The organism is Nocardioides salarius (assembly GCF_016907435.1).
Classification (GTDB): Bacteria; Actinomycetota; Actinomycetes; order Propionibacteriales; family Nocardioidaceae; genus Nocardioides; species Nocardioides salarius.
Map to the genome: position 1 here is coordinate 2,433,450 of NZ_JAFBBZ010000001.1, position 19,850 is coordinate 2,453,299.

Below are 19,850 nucleotides of genomic sequence, written 5' to 3' on the forward strand. Positions count from 1 at the left end.
GCTCATCGCACCCGAGGAAGGGGCCTTAACCGCGCAAGGCGGTCAGGCAGACGACGTCGTGTCGGGCAGATCCCATGACCGTCAGCGGGCAGTTCTCATGTCCGCCAGCGGGCAGCCTCGTGGCCGTCTCCGGGCAGTTTCTCGTGGCCGCCGACACACGATGACCACGTCGGCGTGGGGACTATCGTGGTCGTCAGAAGGGTGGACGCCGTGAGCACTGTCAACGTCCCGGTCCCGGCTGGTGTCGACAAGGACACGGCGCGCCGCGGGCGCTGCGCGCCATGGACGAGGTCGCCACCATCGGTCTCGTCGCGAAGGTCCTGGCTGACTCCTCGGCTCACGTCGGTCCGGGTCACCTGGCCCAGGCCGCGCTGCGTGAGGAGCGCTGGCGCGACGTCGAGCGCGAGTGGGGGATGCTCGCAGCCGTCCAGGTCGCGCTCCTGACGGGTGCACGTCCCGAGTCGGCCCGTTCCCTCACCGCGAACCTTCGGCGGCGCAAGGGCATGGCCGGGGTCAAGCGCCGCGGTGGCCTGCTCTACCCCGGCTTCCAGTTCGTCCGGGTCGCTGAGGACCGCGTCGCCGTCGCGCCCGCATGGACGACGCTACGCGAGCTGCTGGCGCCCGCCAGCTGGAGCGACGCCGACGTGCTCGCCTGGGCCGCGGCGCCGAACGCCAATCTGGAGGGCCGGTCCCCGGCCCAGGAGGTGCACGAGCACCCGGCGAGCCTCAGTGACGCGCTGCGCAACGCCGTGGCCCGGGCCGTCCCGGCCTCTCCGTCGGGCACGCAGTCCGCGTAGCGGGAGTGAGTCGCCAGCGGACGCATCAAGGACGACGGGACGGGTTCGCTGCCGCCAGCAGGTCGCACTTGCTCTTCTCTGATGACCGGGCACTCGTGGTCGTTCTCTTGCGGCGGAATGGGGCAGGTCAGACTGACCCGCGATCTGTGCAGCAGATCCGTGCTCGTGGCCAGTGAGCTAAGCGGTTCGGTCAAGCATCTGCTGGACTGCGGCGCGAGCTACGGCGAGCGGGATTCGTTCCTGCTCGACGCGCCGCACGCCCGTGTAAGTGGGGTCGGCGACGCGCTCGTACAGGTCCCGTTCAGGGGCGGTCAGGAGCCGGTCCGGCTTGGGCCCCAGCGCCTTGATCGGCGTGCCGTTGGGCTGCATGTTCGTCCCGAACTCCCGGTAGGTCTCGTAGGTGGCCACGTCCATGAGGACGGAATTGACCTCGAGCCCGCAGGCGCGGAAGCCCGAGAGGATCTCCAGACCCGCGGCGTCCATGTCGCCCCAGTAGATCAGCGTGGGTGCGTTTCGGATCCAGTCGATCGCAGCGATCGTGCCGCCACCCGTACCGTCGCCCTCGACCGCGATCCCGCCAGGCACGGGGTGGAAGTTGATGGCCGAGTCCTTGTTCTCGCAGATGATGATGACCTGGGGCTGGTAGGCGGGCCGGGCTGAGTCGCGGTGGGTGAGCGAGTCGTGGCGACGGTTGCCGGGGTCGGCGAGATAGGCGGCGTCGAGGTAGTTGAAGTGGATCCTGGGCGGGTGGCTGGGGGTCAGACCCAGGGTGGTGAGTCCGGTGAGCTCGAGCAGGCGTGTCTCGTTGGACTCCAGCCATTTGCCGTGGACGCCCGGGATGGGCACCTGACGGCGGGTGAGTCCCACCGCGACCTGCGGGTTCGCTGTGATCCATGCGGCCACGCGCAGTAGGAGGTCGAAGTCGACATCGGGCCAGTCGATGACCTTCTTCAGCAGTCGGGTCGCGGTGGTTTGGGCTTCGTCGTCCTCGAGGTCAGTGCGGCGGGCGAGAGCTTCACGCAGGGCTGCGGCTCGCGCCGCTGCGCGGTCGACCTGCGCGGGCCAGGGCGCGCCTGCCAGACGTGCGGCGTCTTCGACGGACGGAATGAGCACCGCGCGCGGGATCTCCTGGGAGGTCCGCAGGATCCGCTGAGCCTCTCCGCGCAGCACCAGGCCCTGCTCGCGAGCCCAGGACCTCAGGGTGAGGATGGCCGGGAAGACCTCATCCCACTGCGTCTCAACGTCCGCGGAACCGTGGCGGCCCAACGACACCTCCCGCGGCCACGCCGTACCGGACACCGCGTGGGTGGCCCAGTGGTTGGTCAGCGACGACCGCACGGCGTCAGTGACGGCCGCGGCGGTGAAGCGCTCGGCGACGCGGCTCTTGCTCGTGGACTTGGTGCTCACGCCGGGTCGTCCTCGGCGTCCTCGTCGGGGTCGTCTTCAGGGTCGCCGATGTGGTCTCCTCGCTCCGCTGCGGCCTCCGCGTACCGGATCGCCTCCTCACGGTCGATGGGGGTGACGTAGGAGCGCTCGTCCTCTTCCTTCTCGGTCAGCAGGAACCGCTGTGCCAGCGGCTCGAGGGCGGTGAACTTGTCGACCGGCGCCGCGACGAGCAGCTGGAAGCCCAGCTTCTGCCACGCCTCCATCGAGCGACCCGCGAACTCGGGGTCGGCCTTCACGAACGCCTCGTCGAGGACCACGAAAGCGAACGAGGGGCGATTCGAGGTGCTGTCTCCGAGCTGGTACCGCAACGCAGCGCCCAGGATGAACGCCAACAGCTCCTGGCTCTCGCCACCCGACTGCGTGCCAAGGGTGTCGTAGGTGCCTCCGACGGCCCCAGTGGCGTCGATGCGGTCGGCTTCGATGTTCAAGTGCTTGCGCACATCCAGCAGAGCAGCACGCGACGGCGCACCCTGCACCGCCTTGTAGCGCACGTCCTCGGGCTTGCGGATCTTGGCGAGCAGCACGCGAGCCGACTCGAAGTACGGCATGACCTCGGACTGCTCTAGCTCCTCGGTGCGGCGAGTTGCCAGCGTCTTCAGATCGCGGCGGAAGTCGGTGACCTCGGCGGGCTGGGCCCGGTCGACGCGGATGTCGAGACGCTCGTGGCGGACACCGAACGGCAGGTCCTCCAGCAGCTTGTTGATGGAGTACATCCGTGAGGTGATGTCGTCCCACGAGGTGTCGAAGGCGTTGTGCAGCCGCAGCAGCTGCTGCCCCGACCAGTGCGCCAGGTCCTTGCGGAAACGGGCCTCGGCCTGGTGCAGACCGTAGGACTCGATCTCCTCGAGGATGGCGACGAAGTCGGGGTAGCAGCGCAGGTCCGCTTCCAGCGACGGGTGGTTCTCGCCCCACTGGGTCAGGTAGTGGCGGAAGCAGCCCAGCAGGGCCATCTCGTGCTCGCTGGCTTGGGCGTTCACGGTCCGCTGCTCCGCGACCAGCTTCTGCCGGAGGTCGGCGTGCGCCTTGGGCAGCAGCGACCAGTGCTCATCCAGACCGCGGGCGAACCGGCGCAGCAGCTCATCTTGGGCCTCGGTGACCTCCAGGCCCGCGCGGTCTAGGCGCTCCAGTCGCGGGGTGACGGTGTTGTCCTTCCGTCGCCGGATCTTCTCCCGATCCTCCTCGACGTCCTCCTGCTCCTTCTCCACCTCACTGCGCAGGTCGCGCGCAGAGAAGTACTCGCCCTCGGTGGTCTGTGCCTCGAGCTGCAACACAGCCAGCTTGGAGTCTCCGGTGGTGGCGTCCGAGAGCATCTTGGCCAGCGTGTCCCGCTTGGTCTCAGCTGCGGCAGCGTCGAGATTCGCCCAGTCCTCGTGCAGCAAGGCGCCGGACGCCTCGTGGCGCCTCATAAGGCGGTTCTGCTCGGTGTCGAGCGCGTCGAAGCGTGCCGCGGCCTTCTCGATGAGCGGCTCGAGCTCGGCGATCTCCAGGTCGATGGCCTCGAGGTCCAGCTCGTTGCTGAAGCCGATGATGGCGCGCCGGTTGCGCTTACCTGCCGACCCGCGCTTGCCTCGTCGGGTCTGACCCGCCAGCGTCACCCGCACCTCGGTGCGGTCAGGTGAGCGCAACTCCTCGGGGGTGCGCACGCACAGCGCGTTCAGGTCCGGCTTGGCCAGCCGATCGCGCAGCCAGCCTTCGAAGGGTGAGTCCTTGAAGACCAGCTTCCCGCCGACCCGGTCGGCATCGGGGCGGGCCTGCGACATCTCGAACAGCGGCACGCCCTCGAAGTTGATCCGCCCGCGCAGACCTGCGTTGTCGATCGCCTTGGAGAACTCCTCGAGCTTCTCCTCGTTGATGAGGATGCACGAGGAGACCGGCCACAGGATCGTCTCGATCGCTTCGCGCCACTCCTCCTGGCCCTCGGCGATGTCGATGAGCTCGGCGCCGTACGGGAGGTCGGCAGGGTCCATGCGCGCGATCTGAGCGGCCTGGTTGCGCACCATGTCCATGCCGGGGTCAACACGGCCCTGTCGGGATCCGAACGACTCCTTGTCCTGGCGCAGCGTCTCGACCGCGGCCTCCATGTTCCGTTTGTCAGAGATCGCGGCGTACTTGTCGTCGTCGAGCTTCTTCTTCGCTGCAGCGAACGCTTCACGCTCGGTCTGCGCCTGGAGGCGCAGGGCGTTGAAGCTCGCCTCGTCATCGGGCAGCGGTCCCAGCGGGGCGATCCGCGCGGCCAGTGCGCTGCGACGGCTCATCGTCTCTGCGAGCGCAGCCTCTGCGCGGGCTGCGTCGTCCCGCAGGACGCCGAGCTCGCCGCGGCTGTAGTCATCAAGCGCACGCCGAGCGGTGTCGTGCGCGATCTTCGTGTTCTTCTCGACAGCCTGGGCTGCCGAGAGATCTTCCTCGAGCGCTGCGCGGCGCTCCCGGTTCGCGTCCCACGCCTCGTCGAGGGCGCGTTCCTCCTCGCGGGCGCACCACAGTGCCCACGGCGACGACTCCGAGTCCAGGCCGAGGTCCTTGAACGTGCGCTGGTCCCCCTGGGCTGCTTCGACCTTGGCGTGCAGGTCGCGGATGTCACACAGGACCTCGAACTTGCGCCGGTTCAGGTCGAGGACCTCCATAGCCTCCTCGAGCTTGTCCCACTCCGACAGTGCCTTGTCGGCGTCGGCGAGGGTCTTGGGTGCATCGAGGACGAACTTGGTGAACAGGTCGTTGATGTTGCGGACCTGCTCGCCGGACTGGATGCGCTCAAGCATCCGCAGCGCGTACTTGGCGCCGTTCGCGTCGGCTCCCCCGATGCCGAGCTTGGCCGCGATCGTGTCCTGGAATTGGCCGGGCTTCTTGTGGCCCTGGGCGCCTGGGAGCAGGCTCTTGACCGCGATGGCGTTGAAGCGCTCAGGTGCGGCAGCGGCGAGCCTCTCCAGATCCACGGGCCCGTCGATGGTGAACATCTTCGGCGGCGCGTCGGAGTCCACGCGCGCCGAGGGCGGGATGTGCATGAGCTTGAGCGCGGTGAAGCGTCGGCCGGAGGTCGACAGGAACGTCATGGCGATTCCGCCCCACACAGCGCCGTTGGCGCCGCGCAGCTTGCGGATCTCCTTGGTGCCTGACTCGGTGGTCTTGCGGTCCAGGTGTCCGCGGACGTAGGAGATGTTGCTTCGGCTGCCCTCACCGCGAGCTCGGGACTTCGATGGGTTCGAGGCGGCGTTGAAGTGCGTGGCCCCGGGCTGGACGAGCGCCAGCCATGCGTCGCCGATGGTGGACTTGCCGGTGCCCGAGCCGCCGGTGAGCAGGGTGGTCGCCCAGTCGATGTCGATCTCGTGGTGTCCGTCGAAGCCGCCCCAGTTGCACAGCTGGAGACGTTCGGCGCGCCACTGCTCGCCGTTGCGCAGCGCTGTGGCGCTCACGCCCAGGTCGAGACTCGGCTCGGCCTCCTCATCGACGTGCAGGTCGGTGTCCTCGCGGTCGAGGTTGGTGTCGATGTCGACGCGCATCTGCTCGTCAGTCAGCTCACTCATCGAGCAGCACCTCGTCCTCGTCGTCGGTGTCACCAAGTGAAGCGCCCGCGGAGAACGCCTCAGGGTGGTCTTCGGGGTTGGTGCTGGAGTCGGCGTAGAAGGTGCGGAACGCCTCGTCGAGCCTGCGCACATCCTCCAGGCTCAAGAACATCTCGATGGCGGGGTGGATGCGGTAGGTGTCCGGCGAGCCGGGCACGTTGGGCAGCAGACCGAACTTCGAGCTCACGCGCTCCAGCGAGGAGACGATGCGCTTGGTGGCCGCGGACTTGTTGCCCCACTGAGGCTGCATCTGCTCGACGTGCTCGATGATCTCGGACTTCTCCACGACCGCGACCGGCTGACCGGCGGCCATCTCGACGTTGTAGCGATGCCGCAGGTACACCAGGATGGCGGTCTCCTCGCGCGTGAACTTCCGTCCGGTGCCCAGGAGAACGAACTTGCGGCCGTCCTCGGGCTGGGACACATCCGCGGCGTACGCCATGCCGCGCTCGGGATAGACGTGCAGGTGCTTGAACTGCTCGTGCAGCCGCGAGGTGATGATCTTGCGGTGCTCCATGAGGGTGCGCCACACCTCGGGACGCTCGTCGCGGGTGATGAAGCGGGCCTTGACCAGGGCGTTGATGGTGTTGCGCTGCTCTAAGGTCAGCACGCCGGTGTCCTCGTCGAACAGCGGCGGCCGGTCCAGTGGGTCGGCGTCCGGGTCCAGGCCAGCGGTGATGATGGCGTCGACCGCCTCGTCCGAGTCCTCCTCGGAGTCGTCGAGCTCGACGCTCTCGTCCTCGAGCACGGACTCGTCGTCGCGGTCCAGGTCGTTCATGGTCACGAGGCAGCTCCGGCCTTCTTCTCGGTCTTGCGCAGTCGGTCGATCAGGTTGCGGTTCAGGCGGACCCGCGGGCCGAGCAGGACGACCTCGGTGCCGTCGGGTCGGACGCAGCGGAACCGCTCGCGCTCGATGGCACCGTTCGGGTCGAGCTCGGTCAGATCCGCAGGCACCGACATGTCCGCGTCGAGCGCGGACGTCGAAGCCCCGCTGTTGGCGATGGCTCGGCGTGCCCGGTGCGCCTTCGAAGCAGCACCGGAGAGGTGCATGAGCCCGATGACCTCGACGGGACGGCGCAGGTCGTCGGGCAGCGACCCGAAGACGTCCCCGACGGTGGGCACCGGGGCGTCCGGCGGGAGGTTGTCCAGGTCCAGGTCCTCGGCGGCGGTGATCAATGCCGAGCGCAGCGCGCGCAGCGACGGGCCGCCTTGGGAGAGCAGTTTCGCGAACGTCGCTGCCGGGTCGAGCTGCCGTTGCTTGCGCTCGGGAAGCGGCTCGGGCGGGAGATCGTCGGCGGGGTCGAAGAAAGAGTTGGGCAAGTCGTCGACGTCGTTGCCGTGCGGGAGGACCTCGCACGCGATCTTGTCCTGGGCTCGTCCGACCTTGAACGAGAACGTCACCGACTTCTCCAGCGACCGCAGCGCCGCGTCCATCGCGATGTCGCGGTCGAGGTTGTGGGAAAGGATCTGCTCGCGCAGGACGGTGGAGATGGAGTCGCGGGCGTCGAGGACGGAGTCGAAGCCCTGCATCATCAGGAGCAGGAGGTTGCGCAGGTCGCGCTGCTCGGTCTCGCGCAGCAGCGCTTGGGCCTGCGGGTTGTTCAGCAGAGACTCGATGTTGCGACGCAAGTCGACCTTGGCCTTATCGTCGCGCAGCAGCTCCATAGCTCCGATGAACGCGCGGCCCTCCGGCGTGCCGTTCATCAGGCCGTTGGCCATGTCGAGGTACTCGATGAGGTGGTCGCCGAGGCGGCCGGTGTCGGAGTGGAACTTGTTCACCACGACCTGACGCTGGTCCGCCATCCGCTCGATGACCCGACCGAAGTCGCCAGGGAGCGCGCTGAACAGGCGCAGCAGGTTGTCGAAGCCGTCGATGATGTAGTCGTCGTCGACGGGCTCGAGCTCACCACCCTTGTCGAGGCGATCAAGCTCCGCGGCGCGCTCGTCGATCTCGGCTTGCAGGATCCGCATGCGCTCGTTGACGTCCGGGTTGATGTTGCGGTTCAACTTCGAGACCGCATCCATGATCGTCCCGACCCGGTGCTCGGAGACCCCGGATCGGTCGCGCGTCATGGTGCCGATGTGCGAGAGCGCGGTGAGCGTCGGAGAGGCGATGAAGTAGAAGTCGACGCCGGTCTTGACGTCGCGTCGCTTGTCGAGGGCATCGGCGTCCATCCAGCGGCGACAGGTGAGCTTGCCGTCGATGGTCGGGGGTGACCCGAACTTGGGGACCTCGATGCCGACCGAGTCGAGGTCGGCCAGGTACTGCTCGACGCGCCTGTGCAGGACCGGCGCCTCGAGACCTTGGTGCTCGCGGGTGAACGCCAGCCGCAGCACCGCGAACAGCACCTGCCGGTCGGAGCGGTTCAGGAGCTTGAGCATGGGGCGCTCGAAGGCGCCCTCGATGTCAGCGAACTCGCCGTGGATCTCGCTCATGCGCGCGACCTTCTTGCGTGGACGCTGGGCGCACGCGAGCTGTCGCGGTGCGCGACGTTGCGCTGCTGCATGCGTCCTCCCCTCCTGCCATCAGTGGCCGGTTCGGCCGTTAACGTCTCCACGCACGGTAAAGGGACTCGCCGACAGGCGCAGGGGACTTCGACAGCCCGTGATGAGCGAGAACGAAAAGAGTGGCTGCGTCGCTTCTCAGAAGCAGGGCACCGGGCACTCGGGACGGCCGGCGCCTGCCTCCACTGCTGCTGATGCAGCAGTAACCGCGGGCGCCCAGGACGCGTCCAGCCGCGCCGCGCACACGGCTGGCCCCGACGTCCAGTGAGAACGGCCGGTGGTCTGATCTGATCTGTTCGACCGGTACCCGCTCATTGGCTGCGGGAGACGGTCGGTCGTCGCTCGCTAGGTCTGCCTCAGGTGGACATGGGCGCCGCCAAGTTCGCGGCGAAAGGACGCGCTTCGCTCGCGGCGGTGGAGGCCACCGCCTGAGCCGTCAGGCGGGGCGGTCACATGCGATCGAGAAGGTCCGCCTTCTTGGCAGCAAACTCCTCATCGGTGAGTACGCCTGCTGCGTGGAGGTCGGCCAACTTCTTGATCTGATCGGGGATGTCGGCCACGGTCGGCGGAGGCGGGTTGGTGATGCTGACCTGCATCGGCGTGGCGTTCTTGATCACTCCAAGGACGGCGTTGCCAGCCGCCTCTAGCGCCAGGCCCGCCTTCTCGTCGCCGCTGAGCATCTGGTGCTCCGTCACGAGGGCATGAACTTTGCGGTCGGGACTGCTGCACGAGTAGGTGACAGGTCAGGTCACGCAGCCTGAGTGGTTGTCGTGGTCTCGTTCGTGGTCATGATGGTCTCGTACTCGATGGGGGTCAATCGGCCGAGCGAGGCCTGTCGTCTGCGTCGGTGGTAGGTCCGTTCGATCCAGGTCACGATCGCGATCCGGAGCTCTTCGCGGGTGGCCCAGGTGCGCCGGTCGAGGACGTTCTTCTGCAGCAGCGCGAAGAAGCTCTCCACGGCGGCGTTGTCGCCGGCGGCGCCGACGCGGCCCATCGATCCGACCATGGCGTGGCGGTTCAGTGCATGGACGAATTTTCTGCTTCGAAATTGGGATCCGCGGTCGCTGTGGACCACGCAGCCGGCGACGTCGCCTCGTCGGGCGACGGCGTTGTTGAGTGCTGCGACGGCCAGGCGGGACTTCATTCGTGAGTCGATGGAGTAGCCCACGATCCGGTTGGAGTAGACGTCCTTGATCGCGCAGAGGTACAGCTTGCCCTCGCCGGTGCGGTGCTCGGTGATGTCGGTCAGCCACAACTCGTTGGGAGCGTCGGCGTCGAACTCGTGGCGGGTCACGCCGTGCTTGTCGACCACGGCGCATAGGCCGTCGTGGACCGGCGGGCCTGGCTTCTTGGCCTTGCCGCGCTTGGGCTTGCCGAACGCGCTCCACCAGCCGTTGCTCGAGCAGATCCGCCACGCGGTGCGTTCTGCCATCGACTCGCCCGCCTCGAGGGCTTCATCGACCAGGAAGCGGTAGCCGAACTCGGGGTCATCGCCGTGGGCGTCGAACAGCGCGTTGGCCCGGTAGGCCTCGACCAGCTCGGCGTCGTTGACCGGGCTGGCCAGCCAGCGGTAGTAGGGCTGACGAGCGATCTTGAGCACCCGGCACGTCACCGTCACGGGCACCCGGATCGGGGTGTCCTTGGCGGCCAGCTCGCGGACGAGCGGGTACATCATTTTCCCGGCAGATTGGCCTGGGAGAGATAGGCCGCCGCGCGGCGCAGGACCTCGTTCTCCTGCTCCAGCAGCCGCAACCGCTTACGAAGCTCGCGGTTCTCAGCAGCCTGCTCGCTCGTCGGGCCGGGCTTGGCGCCGTCCTCGACGTCGGCCTTCTTCATCCACCCCGTCAGACAGGACTCGCTGATCCCGAAATCAGCAGCGATCTGCTTGAGGTGGACGCCTGGCTCACGGCTGCGCGCGACGCGCACGACGTCGTCACGGAACTCCTGGGGATAGGGCTTGGGCACGGTGTACATCCTTCCAGCGGCACCTCTCGGCACCACAGATCAGATGTCACCTACTCGTGCAGCAGTCCCGTCAGTTGCGATCGTGAGCGAGAGGGTCCGCCGTTGAGAGGATGAGAGCGGTCCACCGGCCCATACCTGACCGACGCCGCTTCGATCCTGCGTCTGCTGCTGGAACTTGATCGAGTGCAGCTTCTCGTAGGGTGTGAGGGGCGTCATCATCTTGCTGACGCGGACGAACCCGTTGTCGTAGATCTCGACTTTGGTGAAGCCGAATTCCTTCTGGATCGTTCGGTCGCCCGCCGCTACTGCGCCGTCGGCTGCCTGTGCCTTCTTGCTGTCAACCTGGGCTTCAATTTTGCCCTTCGTGTCTCGCCACCACGACTTCTTCTCCTCAGCCATGCTGCAATCTTTGCTCAACCTTCCCCCGCGCGCACACCATGACGCAGAGTGCGCAGTGAATCGCGGCGGAGTGACTCACGACCACGACGCGTTCGCTCAGGCGCCTGACTCGAGGGTCGCTCGGATCTGCTGCGTCAGCGGACGGAATCTCGCCATTGTTGAGATGAACCAGTCGAGGAACTCGATCCGCGAGTCGGCATCAAGTACGTCTCCCTGCAGTCGGTCGACGTGGATCCGGCAAGCCTTCTTGCCAGGAAGCGGGTCGTACTTGATCGATCCCGCGAACTCGTTGTCCAGCAAGAGGCGGTGTTCCACAAACCGTTCGAACTCGGCGAGGTTGACTGAGGCATCCGGGCCGCCGAAGTACAGCTCTACGCGTGGGCCGGTGACGGTGAACGCCATTCCGTACCAGATCGTTGATGTGCCGTAGGGCAGCGTGATCCACGATTGCGACGAACCTGCGGTGGACCTGGTCCAGGTTGGGTGCTCGGAGCGGATTCGGCCTAGCAGTTCGCCCCAGAACTCTTGGTATGCCAGGGACTTGGGCGAGAGAGTGACGGCCGATCGCTCGGTGTGTAACTGCTTGGTCCAGTCGTTGGGTTTCGCGACCACGCGGAAGAGTGGCGCCGGGCGCGATTCGTCGATGCGTACGGCAGAGATCTCGACTCCAAAGAACCGGGTTTCTTCGTCGGTGTGCTCGTTCAGCCAGTCAAGCGCCGCTCGGTGCTCTTCTCGGAAGGTAGGGGCACACCACACGATCGTCGACGGGTCGGTGCCGCCAGCGTAGGTAAGAAGCTGGCCGAGATGTGAGTGATCTGTTTGCTCCAGTTGATTCTCGACGATCACCACGGTGTTCGTGGCGAGGTCTGTGCCGATGAGATCTAGCGCGAAGCCGCCGACCCTGCGTTCGGCCTCGGTGAGTTGCAGTTCCATCCCGAGAGCGTCACCCAGGACATCGGCGTTCTCGAGAAGCCATAACGTGAAGTCGTGAGCTTCGTGCTTCCAAATACTTCTGACGGCGACCGTCGTGAGGCGACTCAAGGCCACTGGGTGTGAGTTCATCGGGTCCTCCTCAACGCTGATGCGTGGAGGTCACGTTGCCACGCGCGGGCGGCGGTAGTGCGAGAACAAGACAGAAGGTAGCGAGAGGACGGTCCCGCAGGCGGCGGAATGACTCAGGTGCGATGACTGTGCTCCCGAGCGCTTGGTCGCGCCCGGTTCCAAAGGGCGACGTCCTCAAGCTCCTGCAGGACCTGTGTCTCCCACTCGCGTGCTGTCGCACCGTCTGGTGCTGCGACCCAGCAGAGTTCGACTTCGGCACGCTGAAGCGCGGCGACCGCCCAGTGCTTGCTCCGTGATGGGCCTTCGGTCAAGAGCGTTGCTAGCCGCTGTGCCAACCAGGCTGGGTCGGCCAACGCTCGGTCGAGTGCGGCCTCACCGAGCCCTGATACCGCGCCGCGGCCTCGCCCGTAGATCTGCAATCGTCCGCGCACGCCGAGGCCTCGGCGCTCTCCCGCCATGCCGATGTAGACGATCTGACCATCGCTGCGTGCGGCATAGACGCCGGGCCTCGTTGTTGCTTCCTTCGCGGCTTGATCGAGCGGATGCCACGCGGACCATTCGAGGTCCGCCAGACGCAGCGTGTCGCTCTCGGTCGAGACGTCATCCGCGGGTACGTCGAGGATCGGGACTCCATCGGCAGCGGCTTCATCAGCTGCGTCGCTCATGGGAAGGTGGCGGTCCTGGGAATCGGCTCGGGCTAGATCATCGGGAGTCCTGAAAAGGCGGAAGGAGACCTGGTTGATTCGCTCTGCCCAGGCGGTATCGACGAGGGCTCGATGGACCTGTTGCCTAAGGGCGTTGTTCGCTCGGGTCGTGCGTACTGGGTCAGCCGTCGCGCCGCACAGGTCCTCGATGAGCCACTTGAGCGCCTCGCGGCCTCCGGGGCGTGGCTTGAAGAGCCGTGTGCCGTTCCCGGCATCGTCAACGGCGAGTTCCCACATTCGGCTGTAGAGGTCTTCGAGGTTGAAGTGGTAATTCTCGAAGGCGATCGTCGTGGTCACCGAGCCAACGTACTCGTCGACCGCCGCCTGAACGCGGGCCGCGAAGGTGCGGCCCCGAACTGGCATTACCTTCACAGGGCGGCGATCCGACGTTTAGGTTCGAGGAATGAACGAGCCGGCCACACCTAAGCAGCTCTCTGCCGAGCTGGGCGTGAGCGACAGAGCAATCCGCAGGTGGCTCCGCGATCAAGGCTGGCAGAGCGTTCCCTATGCCCGCTGGGAGCTAACACCTGATCAAGCGGCTCAGGTCCGGGCTCACTTCCGAGACTGAAACGCCCACGGCGTCCTTGAAACGCCCACGGCGTCCTCGTCGCCGCTCTTGCCCTGGCGACCGGCTCGCGGCGAAAAGAAGTCACCGTTAGCCCAACGCGTCGGACGGCTGCGAGAAGATCAGCCGTGCTCGAATCCATCCTTGCCGTCGGACCATTGCTCGCCGGGCTCGCTGCCGCGACCGGTCTCATCCTTGGTCTGACCAAGACCGTGCGCCTTCGGCGTCGAGAGAGCACCCTCCGCGAAGCGATGACCGCGCTTGATGCCGGGTCCAAGCAGTACGCCATCCTCGGCGACCTCCATCGGGCTGCAGTCGCCGAACTGGTCGGTCGGCAGTTGACCTCAGCCTGGCGGGTCGCTTGGCCCTGGCTGGTGTGGCTCACTGTCATCTACTTCCACATCGAGCCCGCAAAGCTCGCGGCGGAATATCTGGCGACCGAGAAGGACCCTAGTGCCGCGTGGCGGAAGTCAGTAGAGGGTTCGGTCTGAAATCATGGGGCATGGCAAATCGTCCTGCTCCTGCCTTGGTTCTTCGACCTGGTGATCGAGATGAGCTCGAGCGCTGGACTCGCGCTTCCACGATTCCGGCGGCAGCCGCGAAGCGTGCGCGGATCGTGCTGCTGGCCGCGGACGGCGTAGCGAACACACGGATCGCGGAGCTGGTCGACTCGACGGTGACCACAGTGTTGTCGTGGCGTAGCCGGTACCAGGCCAAGGGACTGGCCGGGCTGGCCGATGCCCCGCGCCCGGGTCGGCCTCGGAGGCTGGATCAGCGCCAGATCGTGGCCGCGACGTTGAAGCCGCCGCCGAAGAGGCTCGGTGTCACGCACTGGTCGTCGCGGCTGCTCGCGGACCGGCTGGGGATCTCCAACACCTCGGTCGCCCGCGCGTGGCGCTCGTATGGGGTCAAGCCGTGGAAGGCCGAATCGTTCCGGTTCTCCACCGACCCCGAGCTCGTCGGGAAGGTCACCGACATCTGCGGGCTCTACCTGGCCCCGCCCGAGAACGCGATCGTGTTGTGCGTGGATGAGAAGTCCCAGATCCAGGCACTCGATCGCACCGTGCCGATCCTGCCGATGCAGGAAGGCCGGATCGAACGCAGATCCCACGACTACTACCGTCACGGCACCTCGACGTTGTTCGCCGCCCTCGACGTCGCGACCGGCCAGGTCACTGCCGCATTGAAGCCGCGACACCGCCATCAGGAGTTCTTGGCGTTCCTCAAGCAGATCGAACGCACCTACCGGCACGTGGTCGACCAGGACGGCGACCCGGTCGCGCTGCACCTGGTGATGGACAACTACGCCGCCCACAAGCACACGAACGTCCGGCCTGACTCGTGCCACGTGACCGTGTATCGGGGAACTCGTCGGTGTCTTTGCAGGTGAGCGAGTTGCGTCGGCGCTGATTGACACACCCCGGGTCTCGGTAGGGTCCGGTCGGTGGTGTTCGTTCGGAGGTCCCCGGGGCGGTCGGGCAGCACGAAGGTGCAGATCGCGGAGCGTCGTGACGGGCGCGATGTCGTGGTCGAGCACGTCGGCACGGCCCGTACCGAGGCCGAGCTCGCGGTGCTCATGGCCAAGGCGCGCCAGCGGCTGCACGAGGGTCAGGAGACCCTCGATCTCGAGGGCATCGGGCTCGAGGATGAAGGCGTGGCGCACCGGCCAGGCCTCATCACGAGCAAGCGCTCGGGGCTCTTGTGGCAGGCGCTGAGCGATGCGTACGCCCGGCTGGGGTTCGACGCCATCGGCGATGAGGCCTTCGCTCAACTCGTGCTGGCGCGGATCATCGAGCCGACTTCGAAGGCCGACTCCGTGCGGGTGCTGAACGAGATCGGAGTGGCATCGGCCTCGCTGCGCACGATGTTCCGTGCGCTGCAGCGCACCCAGGAACACGACTACCGGGGCCAGATCGCGACTGCCTGCTTCAGCCACGCGACCACTCACGGCGACGTGAGCCTGGTGCTCTACGACGTGACCACGCTGTACTTCGAGGCAGAGAAGGAAGACGAGCTCCGCAAGGTCGGCTACAGCAAGGAGCGCCGCGTCGACCCCCAGATCGTCGTCGGTCTGCTCGTGGACCGGCACGGGTTCCCACTCGAGATCGGCTGCTTCGAGGGCAACAAGGCCGAGACCTTGACGATCATCCCGATCGTCAAGCAGTTCGCCGAGCGCCACGGCATCGCGGACATGGTGGTCGTCGCTGACGCCGGAATGCTCTCCTCGTCTAACTTGAGTGACCTCGATGAGGCCGGGCTGCGGTTCATCGTCGGATCGCGGGTCACCAAGGCGCCGAAGGATCTGGAGTCCCACTTCCGCTGGCACGGCAACGCGTTCACCGACGGTCAGATCATCGACACCATCACCCCCCGCGACCAGCGCGGCACCGCGGTCAAGGTCAGCGACCCGAAGGTGAAGGCCGAGCCGGTCTGGGACCCGGCCGTGCACGCGAAGTCCTGGCGAGCGGTGTGGGCCTACTCCCGCAAGCGGGGCGTGCGTGACAACGCGACGCTGACGCTGCAGGAGAACAAGGCCCGTGCCGTGGTGGCCGGGGAGAAGGCCGCCAGGACGCCGCGGTTCGTCAAGAACCGCAACGGCGCCACCGAACTCGACGAGGCCTCGCTGGCCAGGGCGCGCGACCTCGTCGGGTTGAAGGGCTACGTCACGAACATCGAGGGCGAGCTGATGTCAGCGACCGAGGTGATCGGCAGCTACCACGACCTGTGGCACGTCGAGCAGTCCTTTCGCATGTCGAAGACCGATCTGGCTGCGAGACCGATGTTCCACCACACCCGCGAGGCCATCGAGGCGCACCTCACGATCGTGTTCGCCGCCCTCGCGATCGCCCGTCACCTGCAGAACGTCACCGGACTGAGCATCCGAAAGATCGTCGCCACCCTGCGACCGATCCAGCAGATCACGGTCCGCATCGCCGGCCACGAACACCTCGCCGAGGACCCCATCACCCCAGACGCCAAGGCGATCCTGGACGCGCTCAACATCAACCCTCAGTGACACACCCCGGTGGCACGAGTCAGGTGGTCGACCAGGACGGCGACCCGGTCGCGCTGCACCTGGTGATGGACAACTACGCCGCCCACAAGCACACGAACGTCCGGGCGTGGCTGGAGGAGAACCCGCGGTTCAAGATCCACTTCACCCCCACCCACGCCTCGTGGATGAACCTGGTCGAGGTCTGGTTCGGCATCGTCGAGCGACAAACCATCCGCCGCGGCGTCTTCAAGTCCGTGCGTGACCTCAACACCAAGATCCGCGCCTTCATCGACGGCTGGAACGACCGCTCCCACCCCTTCGTCTGGACCAAGACCGCAGAGGAGATCCTCAAGAAGGCAAACCGTCCAACGACTTCAAATCCGCGCCACTAGTTGGGGAGACTTCACCCTTAACGTCCTAGGCGATCCCTTTTACCTCATCGCCGCGATCCCAGTCTTCTTTGGGCTTAGCGAGGTCTTCCTCAGCCAGTACTTAACGCTGGTGGGTAGGGCCGAGGTGACCCGCAACTTCTACGACGGCAAGTCGATCGAGCGCCCGCGCACTCACATGAGCCGATCGGTCGAGGCGCACTACAACCCCCCGAAGCGCCTTCAGGCCACTGAGGAGGGGCCGAAGGGCACACTCCGCGAGCGGTTCGCCACGTCGCTGCGAAATGTGGTTGTCCCGATCGCACTCGCGGTCTGTCCCGGATTGTTCTGCGCGTCCCTCGGCATGATGATTGGCACCTTCACGTGGCTTGCGCAGCAGGATCCCGACCGCCTTGAGGCGGTCAGCATCCAGCCGTTGGGCGCGATCTCCTTCGTTTCCTTCATAGTGCTCGGTCCAGCCGTGCTCTACCTGGTGACCGACGTCGAGCACGAGGTGCGCCTACACGCGCTTCCGACATTGCACCCAGCGAGCACCCTTGACGTGACGCGGAGCAAGCGTCGCTAGACGTCCGCACTGTTGTCCCCTGGCGCCGGGGATGCCTGTCGCTTGCGCGGCGGCCGAGGGATCACGCTGGCCAGCAACACCAAGTCAGGTCTCAGCTCTCTCGAGCCCGCAGTGGACGGCCCCCGCGCTGATGCGGACCTCGTCCAGTTCCGCACCCGCGGCTACCTGGCACGGAACGCGTTTCAGAACCTGAGCGACCGTATCCGGCCGGTCAGGCCCGGTGCCCTCGGGGCATCCGACGCGGCACCGGGAGTTCTGCTGGCTGCCTTGCTCGACCTTCGCGTCATCACCGAGGAGGAGATGACCTGCCTCGCTGCCCGCGTCTAGCGCCAAGAACGTCCGGGTGATCGCCGATTTCGACTTCGCCTTCGGCGTCGTGTGCGCAATCGGCGCCGCCTTCCGACAGAGCGAAAGCGGCGGTATGACGCGTCTGCTAAACGCGCGGATCGCGGCATCATGAACGTGCATTGCTCAGGTAGCGGTTGCGCCTGCTTCCAGTGCCGAAGCGCGTCCGGTAGAGCGAGACCGCCGTCACATCGGTACGTCGGACGTCTAGGTCGGGACGAGTGTCATGCGTCCAGTCTCCAGACCTTGGCGCGACGACACACAGGCGGTGTTTCAGCAGACTGTCGGAGGCGGGCGCCACACTAAGACTGCGGGCCAGCGACCTTCCCAAGAAAAAAATCGAGAAAGTACGGGGGGATACGCCCGAGGCGGCACTTAAGAGGGGAACGACAGGGAGCTTGCGAGCTGCCGTTGCCCGATGAGGAGAGACGCATGGCTGCCAAGCCGGAGCGGGAGCCGGGGGAGCCCGGACGCTTCGGCGAGCCACTAGAACGGCATCCGAGGGATCAGGTGCCCGAGGCGTGGCTGGTGGAGTCTGACCATCAGAACCTGGCCGACAGCGTCGACCGGCTGCAGGGCGACGTCGACCTTGTGACGGCGCTGGCGTTGGCGAAGTACGAGGGGAACCTCTACGACTACTTCGCGAATGAGCTGGCGAAGTATGGCTACGCCGTGCTGAAGAGCTGGATCGCCAAGAAGATCGTCTTCGAGCGGTGCAAGCAGAAGGGATACGGGCTGCGGGTCCTGGAGCGGGACTTCACCCAGCAGGAGATCGAGGGTCTGGCCAATTACACGGTGGCCATGGCCCTCAAGTATTTCCGGGACAAGGTGCTGATGAAGCGCAGGTGGGACCCGACTAAGGGCGCCTCGCTCCGCACCTTTTTCATCGGCCAATGCGTCTTCCAGTTCCCGAACATCTACCGGGACTTCCTGAACGACCTGGACTCTGACTGGCTGCACGGCTTCACCGACGATGTGACGGAGATGGACTTCCACACTGAGCACTCGTCGCCGGTCCGGAAGATGTCAAGCAGTCTGAGACACGTCTCGTCACGCGGTCTGTATGAGGGCCTCCGGTGATGGCTGGTTGATCCAGGCGGCCTGGGGGAGCTTCGGGGCCTGGGGTCGGCGGGTGCCGAACCGTTCGGGGTGAGCGGCGTGGGCTGCGTCCAGGGTGTGCTGCCGCTGGGCCCGGATCTCGGTTGCGGTGCCGTGGTGGACCGACGCGGGGGTGTGCAGCCCGATCCCGGAGTGACGGTGCTCGTGGTTGTAGTAGCCGAAGAAGTCCTCGCAGAACGCTCTCGCGTCGGCCAGCGAGCCGAACGCCTCGGGGAAGACCGGGGCGTACTTCAGGGTCTTGAACATGGCCTCGCTGAACGGGTTGTCGTTGCTGACCCGCGGCCGGGAATGGCTGCGGTCGACGCCGAGGTCGAGCAGCAGCTGGGCGACGGGTTTGGAGGTCATCGACGTCCCGCGGTCGGCATGGATCGCCTGAGGGATGCCGTGCACGCCCATCGCTTTCTCCAGCATCGTCTTGGCGATCTCGGAGTCCTCGACAGCCTGCACGGTCCAGGCCACGACGTAGCGGGAGTAGATGTCGAGCACGACGTAGAGCTGGAACCAGATCCCGCGCTGGGGGCCGCGGACCTTGGTGATGTCCCAGGACCAGACCTGCCCCGGCGCGGTGGCCAACAGCTCGGGCTTCGTCTTGGCAGGATGGGTGGCCTGCCGGCGCCGCTCGCCGGCCGCACCGTGGGCGCGCAGCAGCCGGTGCATCGTCGACATCGAGCACAGGTAGGTGCCCTCGTCCAGCAGCGTCGCCCAGGTCTGGGCCACCGACTTGTCGCAGAACCTCGGCGAGGTCAACACCTCCAGCACCTCGGCTTGCTCGGCCACGGTGAGCGCGTTCGGCGGCCTCGGACGCGACGGCTTCGGGCCGTGCAACCGAGGCTGCTTGGCGCGGTAGTGGCTGCCCCTGGGTCGTCCCAGCAGCTCACACGCCTTGGTCACCGAGGTCAGCTCGGCGAGCTCGTCGACGGCAGGGTTGATCACCGTCCGGGCGGCTTCGGCGTGCCCGTGCTCTCGGAGAGCGTCTCCAAGAGCGCGTGTGCTTTTCCCACGATGTCCAACGCGGCCCTCGTCCTGGCCAACTCGGCCTCGGCCTTTTCCGCACGGGCGCGCAACTGTTCGACCTCCCGATCCCGCTGCCGCTCGCGACGGTCCTTGGCCTGGGGGGCCAGCGCTGAGGCGGCGCCAGACTCGGCGGCCTTGCGCCACTCCACGATGTGGGAGGAGTACAACCCCTCCCGCCGCAGGATCGCACCGCGCTCGCCGCGGTCGGCGGCGTCGTAATCGGCCAGGATCTTCGCTTTGTACTCGGCGGTGAACGTGCGTCGCTTCGGACGGTCTGCTCTCGGGCTCACCACCCCATCATCGATCCGGGCAGCATCAGCCAACGTCATGGTCATCAGGTGTCTCGCTTCTCGCCCGTGCAGAGGGAAGGAACTCAGTAGCGGTGTCTCACCTCAGCCTGACGCACAGGGGTCGACCGCCGGG

Annotated in this window: 17 protein-coding genes; 7 read left to right on the forward strand and 10 right to left on the reverse strand. The window is 66.5% G+C overall.

Translation table 11 applies throughout. From position 1 onward, the window contains the following. The first annotated feature begins 281 nt into the window (after window positions 1–281). The gene (locus tag JOE61_RS11660) at window positions 282–797 is read left to right on the forward strand and encodes a hypothetical protein (RefSeq protein WP_193669605.1); all 516 of its coding nucleotides are present in this window, start codon (window positions 282–284) and stop codon (window positions 795–797) included. Between the two features lie 177 nt (window positions 798–974). On the opposite strand, the gene JOE61_RS22530 is transcribed toward JOE61_RS11660, so the two are convergent. The 9 genes from JOE61_RS22530 to JOE61_RS11705 form a co-directional block, all read right to left on the reverse strand. Beyond that, window positions 975–2,204, reverse strand: coding sequence for a DUF3322 and DUF2220 domain-containing protein (locus JOE61_RS22530; protein WP_193669606.1), 1,230 nt, complete (start codon window positions 2,202–2,204; stop codon window positions 975–977). Further along, complete coding sequence (locus JOE61_RS11670; RefSeq protein ID WP_193669607.1) at window positions 2,201–5,737, reverse strand: ATP-binding protein; 3,537 nt, start codon at window positions 5,735–5,737, stop codon at window positions 2,201–2,203. The genes JOE61_RS22530 and JOE61_RS11670 overlap by 4 nt, the downstream gene beginning before the upstream one ends. A gap of 16 nt (window positions 5,738–5,753) precedes the next feature. Continuing rightward, window positions 5,754–6,578: a DUF4194 domain-containing protein gene (locus JOE61_RS11675; RefSeq protein ID WP_193669608.1), complete on the reverse strand. Its 825-nt coding sequence runs from the start codon at window positions 6,576–6,578 to the stop codon at window positions 5,754–5,756. 2 nt (window positions 6,579–6,580) lie between these two features. Next, window positions 6,581–8,236, reverse strand: coding sequence for a DUF3375 family protein (locus tag JOE61_RS11680; RefSeq protein ID WP_193669609.1), 1,656 nt, complete (start codon window positions 8,234–8,236; stop codon window positions 6,581–6,583). A 518-nt stretch (window positions 8,237–8,754) separates the two neighbouring features. Continuing rightward, complete coding sequence (locus tag JOE61_RS22535; RefSeq protein ID WP_307822960.1) at window positions 8,755–9,000, reverse strand: SHOCT domain-containing protein; 246 nt, start codon at window positions 8,998–9,000, stop codon at window positions 8,755–8,757. A gap of 53 nt (window positions 9,001–9,053) precedes the next feature. Further along, window positions 9,054–10,270, reverse strand: a protein-coding gene (locus tag JOE61_RS11690) for an IS3 family transposase (protein ID WP_193669610.1) whose coding sequence is annotated in 2 segments (ribosomal slippage) — window positions 9,054–9,983 and window positions 9,986–10,270 — 1,215 coding nt in all. Because the reading frame shifts where the segments join, the coding sequence is not laid out codon by codon here. A gap of 39 nt (window positions 10,271–10,309) precedes the next feature. Then, the gene (locus JOE61_RS11695) at window positions 10,310–10,669 is read right to left on the reverse strand and encodes a hypothetical protein (RefSeq protein WP_193669611.1); all 360 of its coding nucleotides are present in this window, start codon (window positions 10,667–10,669) and stop codon (window positions 10,310–10,312) included. A 96-nt stretch (window positions 10,670–10,765) separates the two neighbouring features. Then, window positions 10,766–11,602 carry a DUF4268 domain-containing protein gene (locus tag JOE61_RS11700; RefSeq protein WP_193669612.1) on the reverse strand — a complete coding sequence of 279 codons (837 nt, stop codon included), beginning with the start codon at window positions 11,600–11,602 and terminating at the stop codon, window positions 10,766–10,768. A 242-nt stretch (window positions 11,603–11,844) separates the two neighbouring features. Next, window positions 11,845–12,732: a hypothetical protein gene (locus tag JOE61_RS11705; RefSeq protein ID WP_193669613.1), complete on the reverse strand. Its 888-nt coding sequence runs from the start codon at window positions 12,730–12,732 to the stop codon at window positions 11,845–11,847. Between the two features lie 396 nt (window positions 12,733–13,128). Between JOE61_RS11705 and JOE61_RS11710 the strand changes: the two genes are divergently transcribed. The 6 genes from JOE61_RS11710 (at window position 13,129) to JOE61_RS11735 (ending at window position 18,374) form a co-directional block, all read left to right on the forward strand. Next, on the forward strand, window positions 13,129–13,491 hold the full coding sequence (locus tag JOE61_RS11710; protein ID WP_193669614.1) for a hypothetical protein: 363 nt from the start codon (window positions 13,129–13,131) through the stop codon (window positions 13,489–13,491). A gap of 11 nt (window positions 13,492–13,502) precedes the next feature. Further along, window positions 13,503–14,390 (forward strand): IS630 family transposase, encoded by an 888-nt coding sequence (locus JOE61_RS11715; RefSeq protein WP_227491945.1) that lies wholly within the window; start codon window positions 13,503–13,505, stop codon window positions 14,388–14,390. 54 nt (window positions 14,391–14,444) lie between these two features. Continuing rightward, on the forward strand, window positions 14,445–16,016 hold the full coding sequence (locus JOE61_RS11720; RefSeq protein ID WP_204797224.1) for an IS1634 family transposase: 1,572 nt from the start codon (window positions 14,445–14,447) through the stop codon (window positions 16,014–16,016). After that, window positions 16,013–16,387, forward strand: a complete 375-nt coding sequence (locus tag JOE61_RS11725) for a transposase (RefSeq protein ID WP_307822962.1) — start codon at window positions 16,013–16,015, stop codon at window positions 16,385–16,387. The genes JOE61_RS11720 and JOE61_RS11725 overlap by 4 nt, the downstream gene beginning before the upstream one ends. Before the next feature lie 124 nt (window positions 16,388–16,511). After that, window positions 16,512–16,949 (forward strand): hypothetical protein, encoded by a 438-nt coding sequence (locus JOE61_RS11730; RefSeq protein WP_193671188.1) that lies wholly within the window; start codon window positions 16,512–16,514, stop codon window positions 16,947–16,949. 777 nt (window positions 16,950–17,726) lie between these two features. Continuing rightward, complete coding sequence (locus tag JOE61_RS11735) at window positions 17,727–18,374, forward strand: hypothetical protein (protein WP_193671189.1); 648 nt, start codon at window positions 17,727–17,729, stop codon at window positions 18,372–18,374. Here the strand turns inward: JOE61_RS11735 and JOE61_RS11740 are convergent. Then, a protein-coding gene (locus JOE61_RS11740) for an IS3 family transposase (RefSeq protein ID WP_372440070.1) occupies window positions 18,345–19,762 on the reverse strand; the annotation gives its coding sequence in 2 pieces (ribosomal slippage) (window positions 18,345–19,522 and window positions 19,522–19,762; 1,419 coding nt in all). The two genes, JOE61_RS11735 and JOE61_RS11740, sit on opposite strands and share 30 nt — an antisense overlap. Window positions 19,763–19,850: the final 88 nt, after the last annotated feature.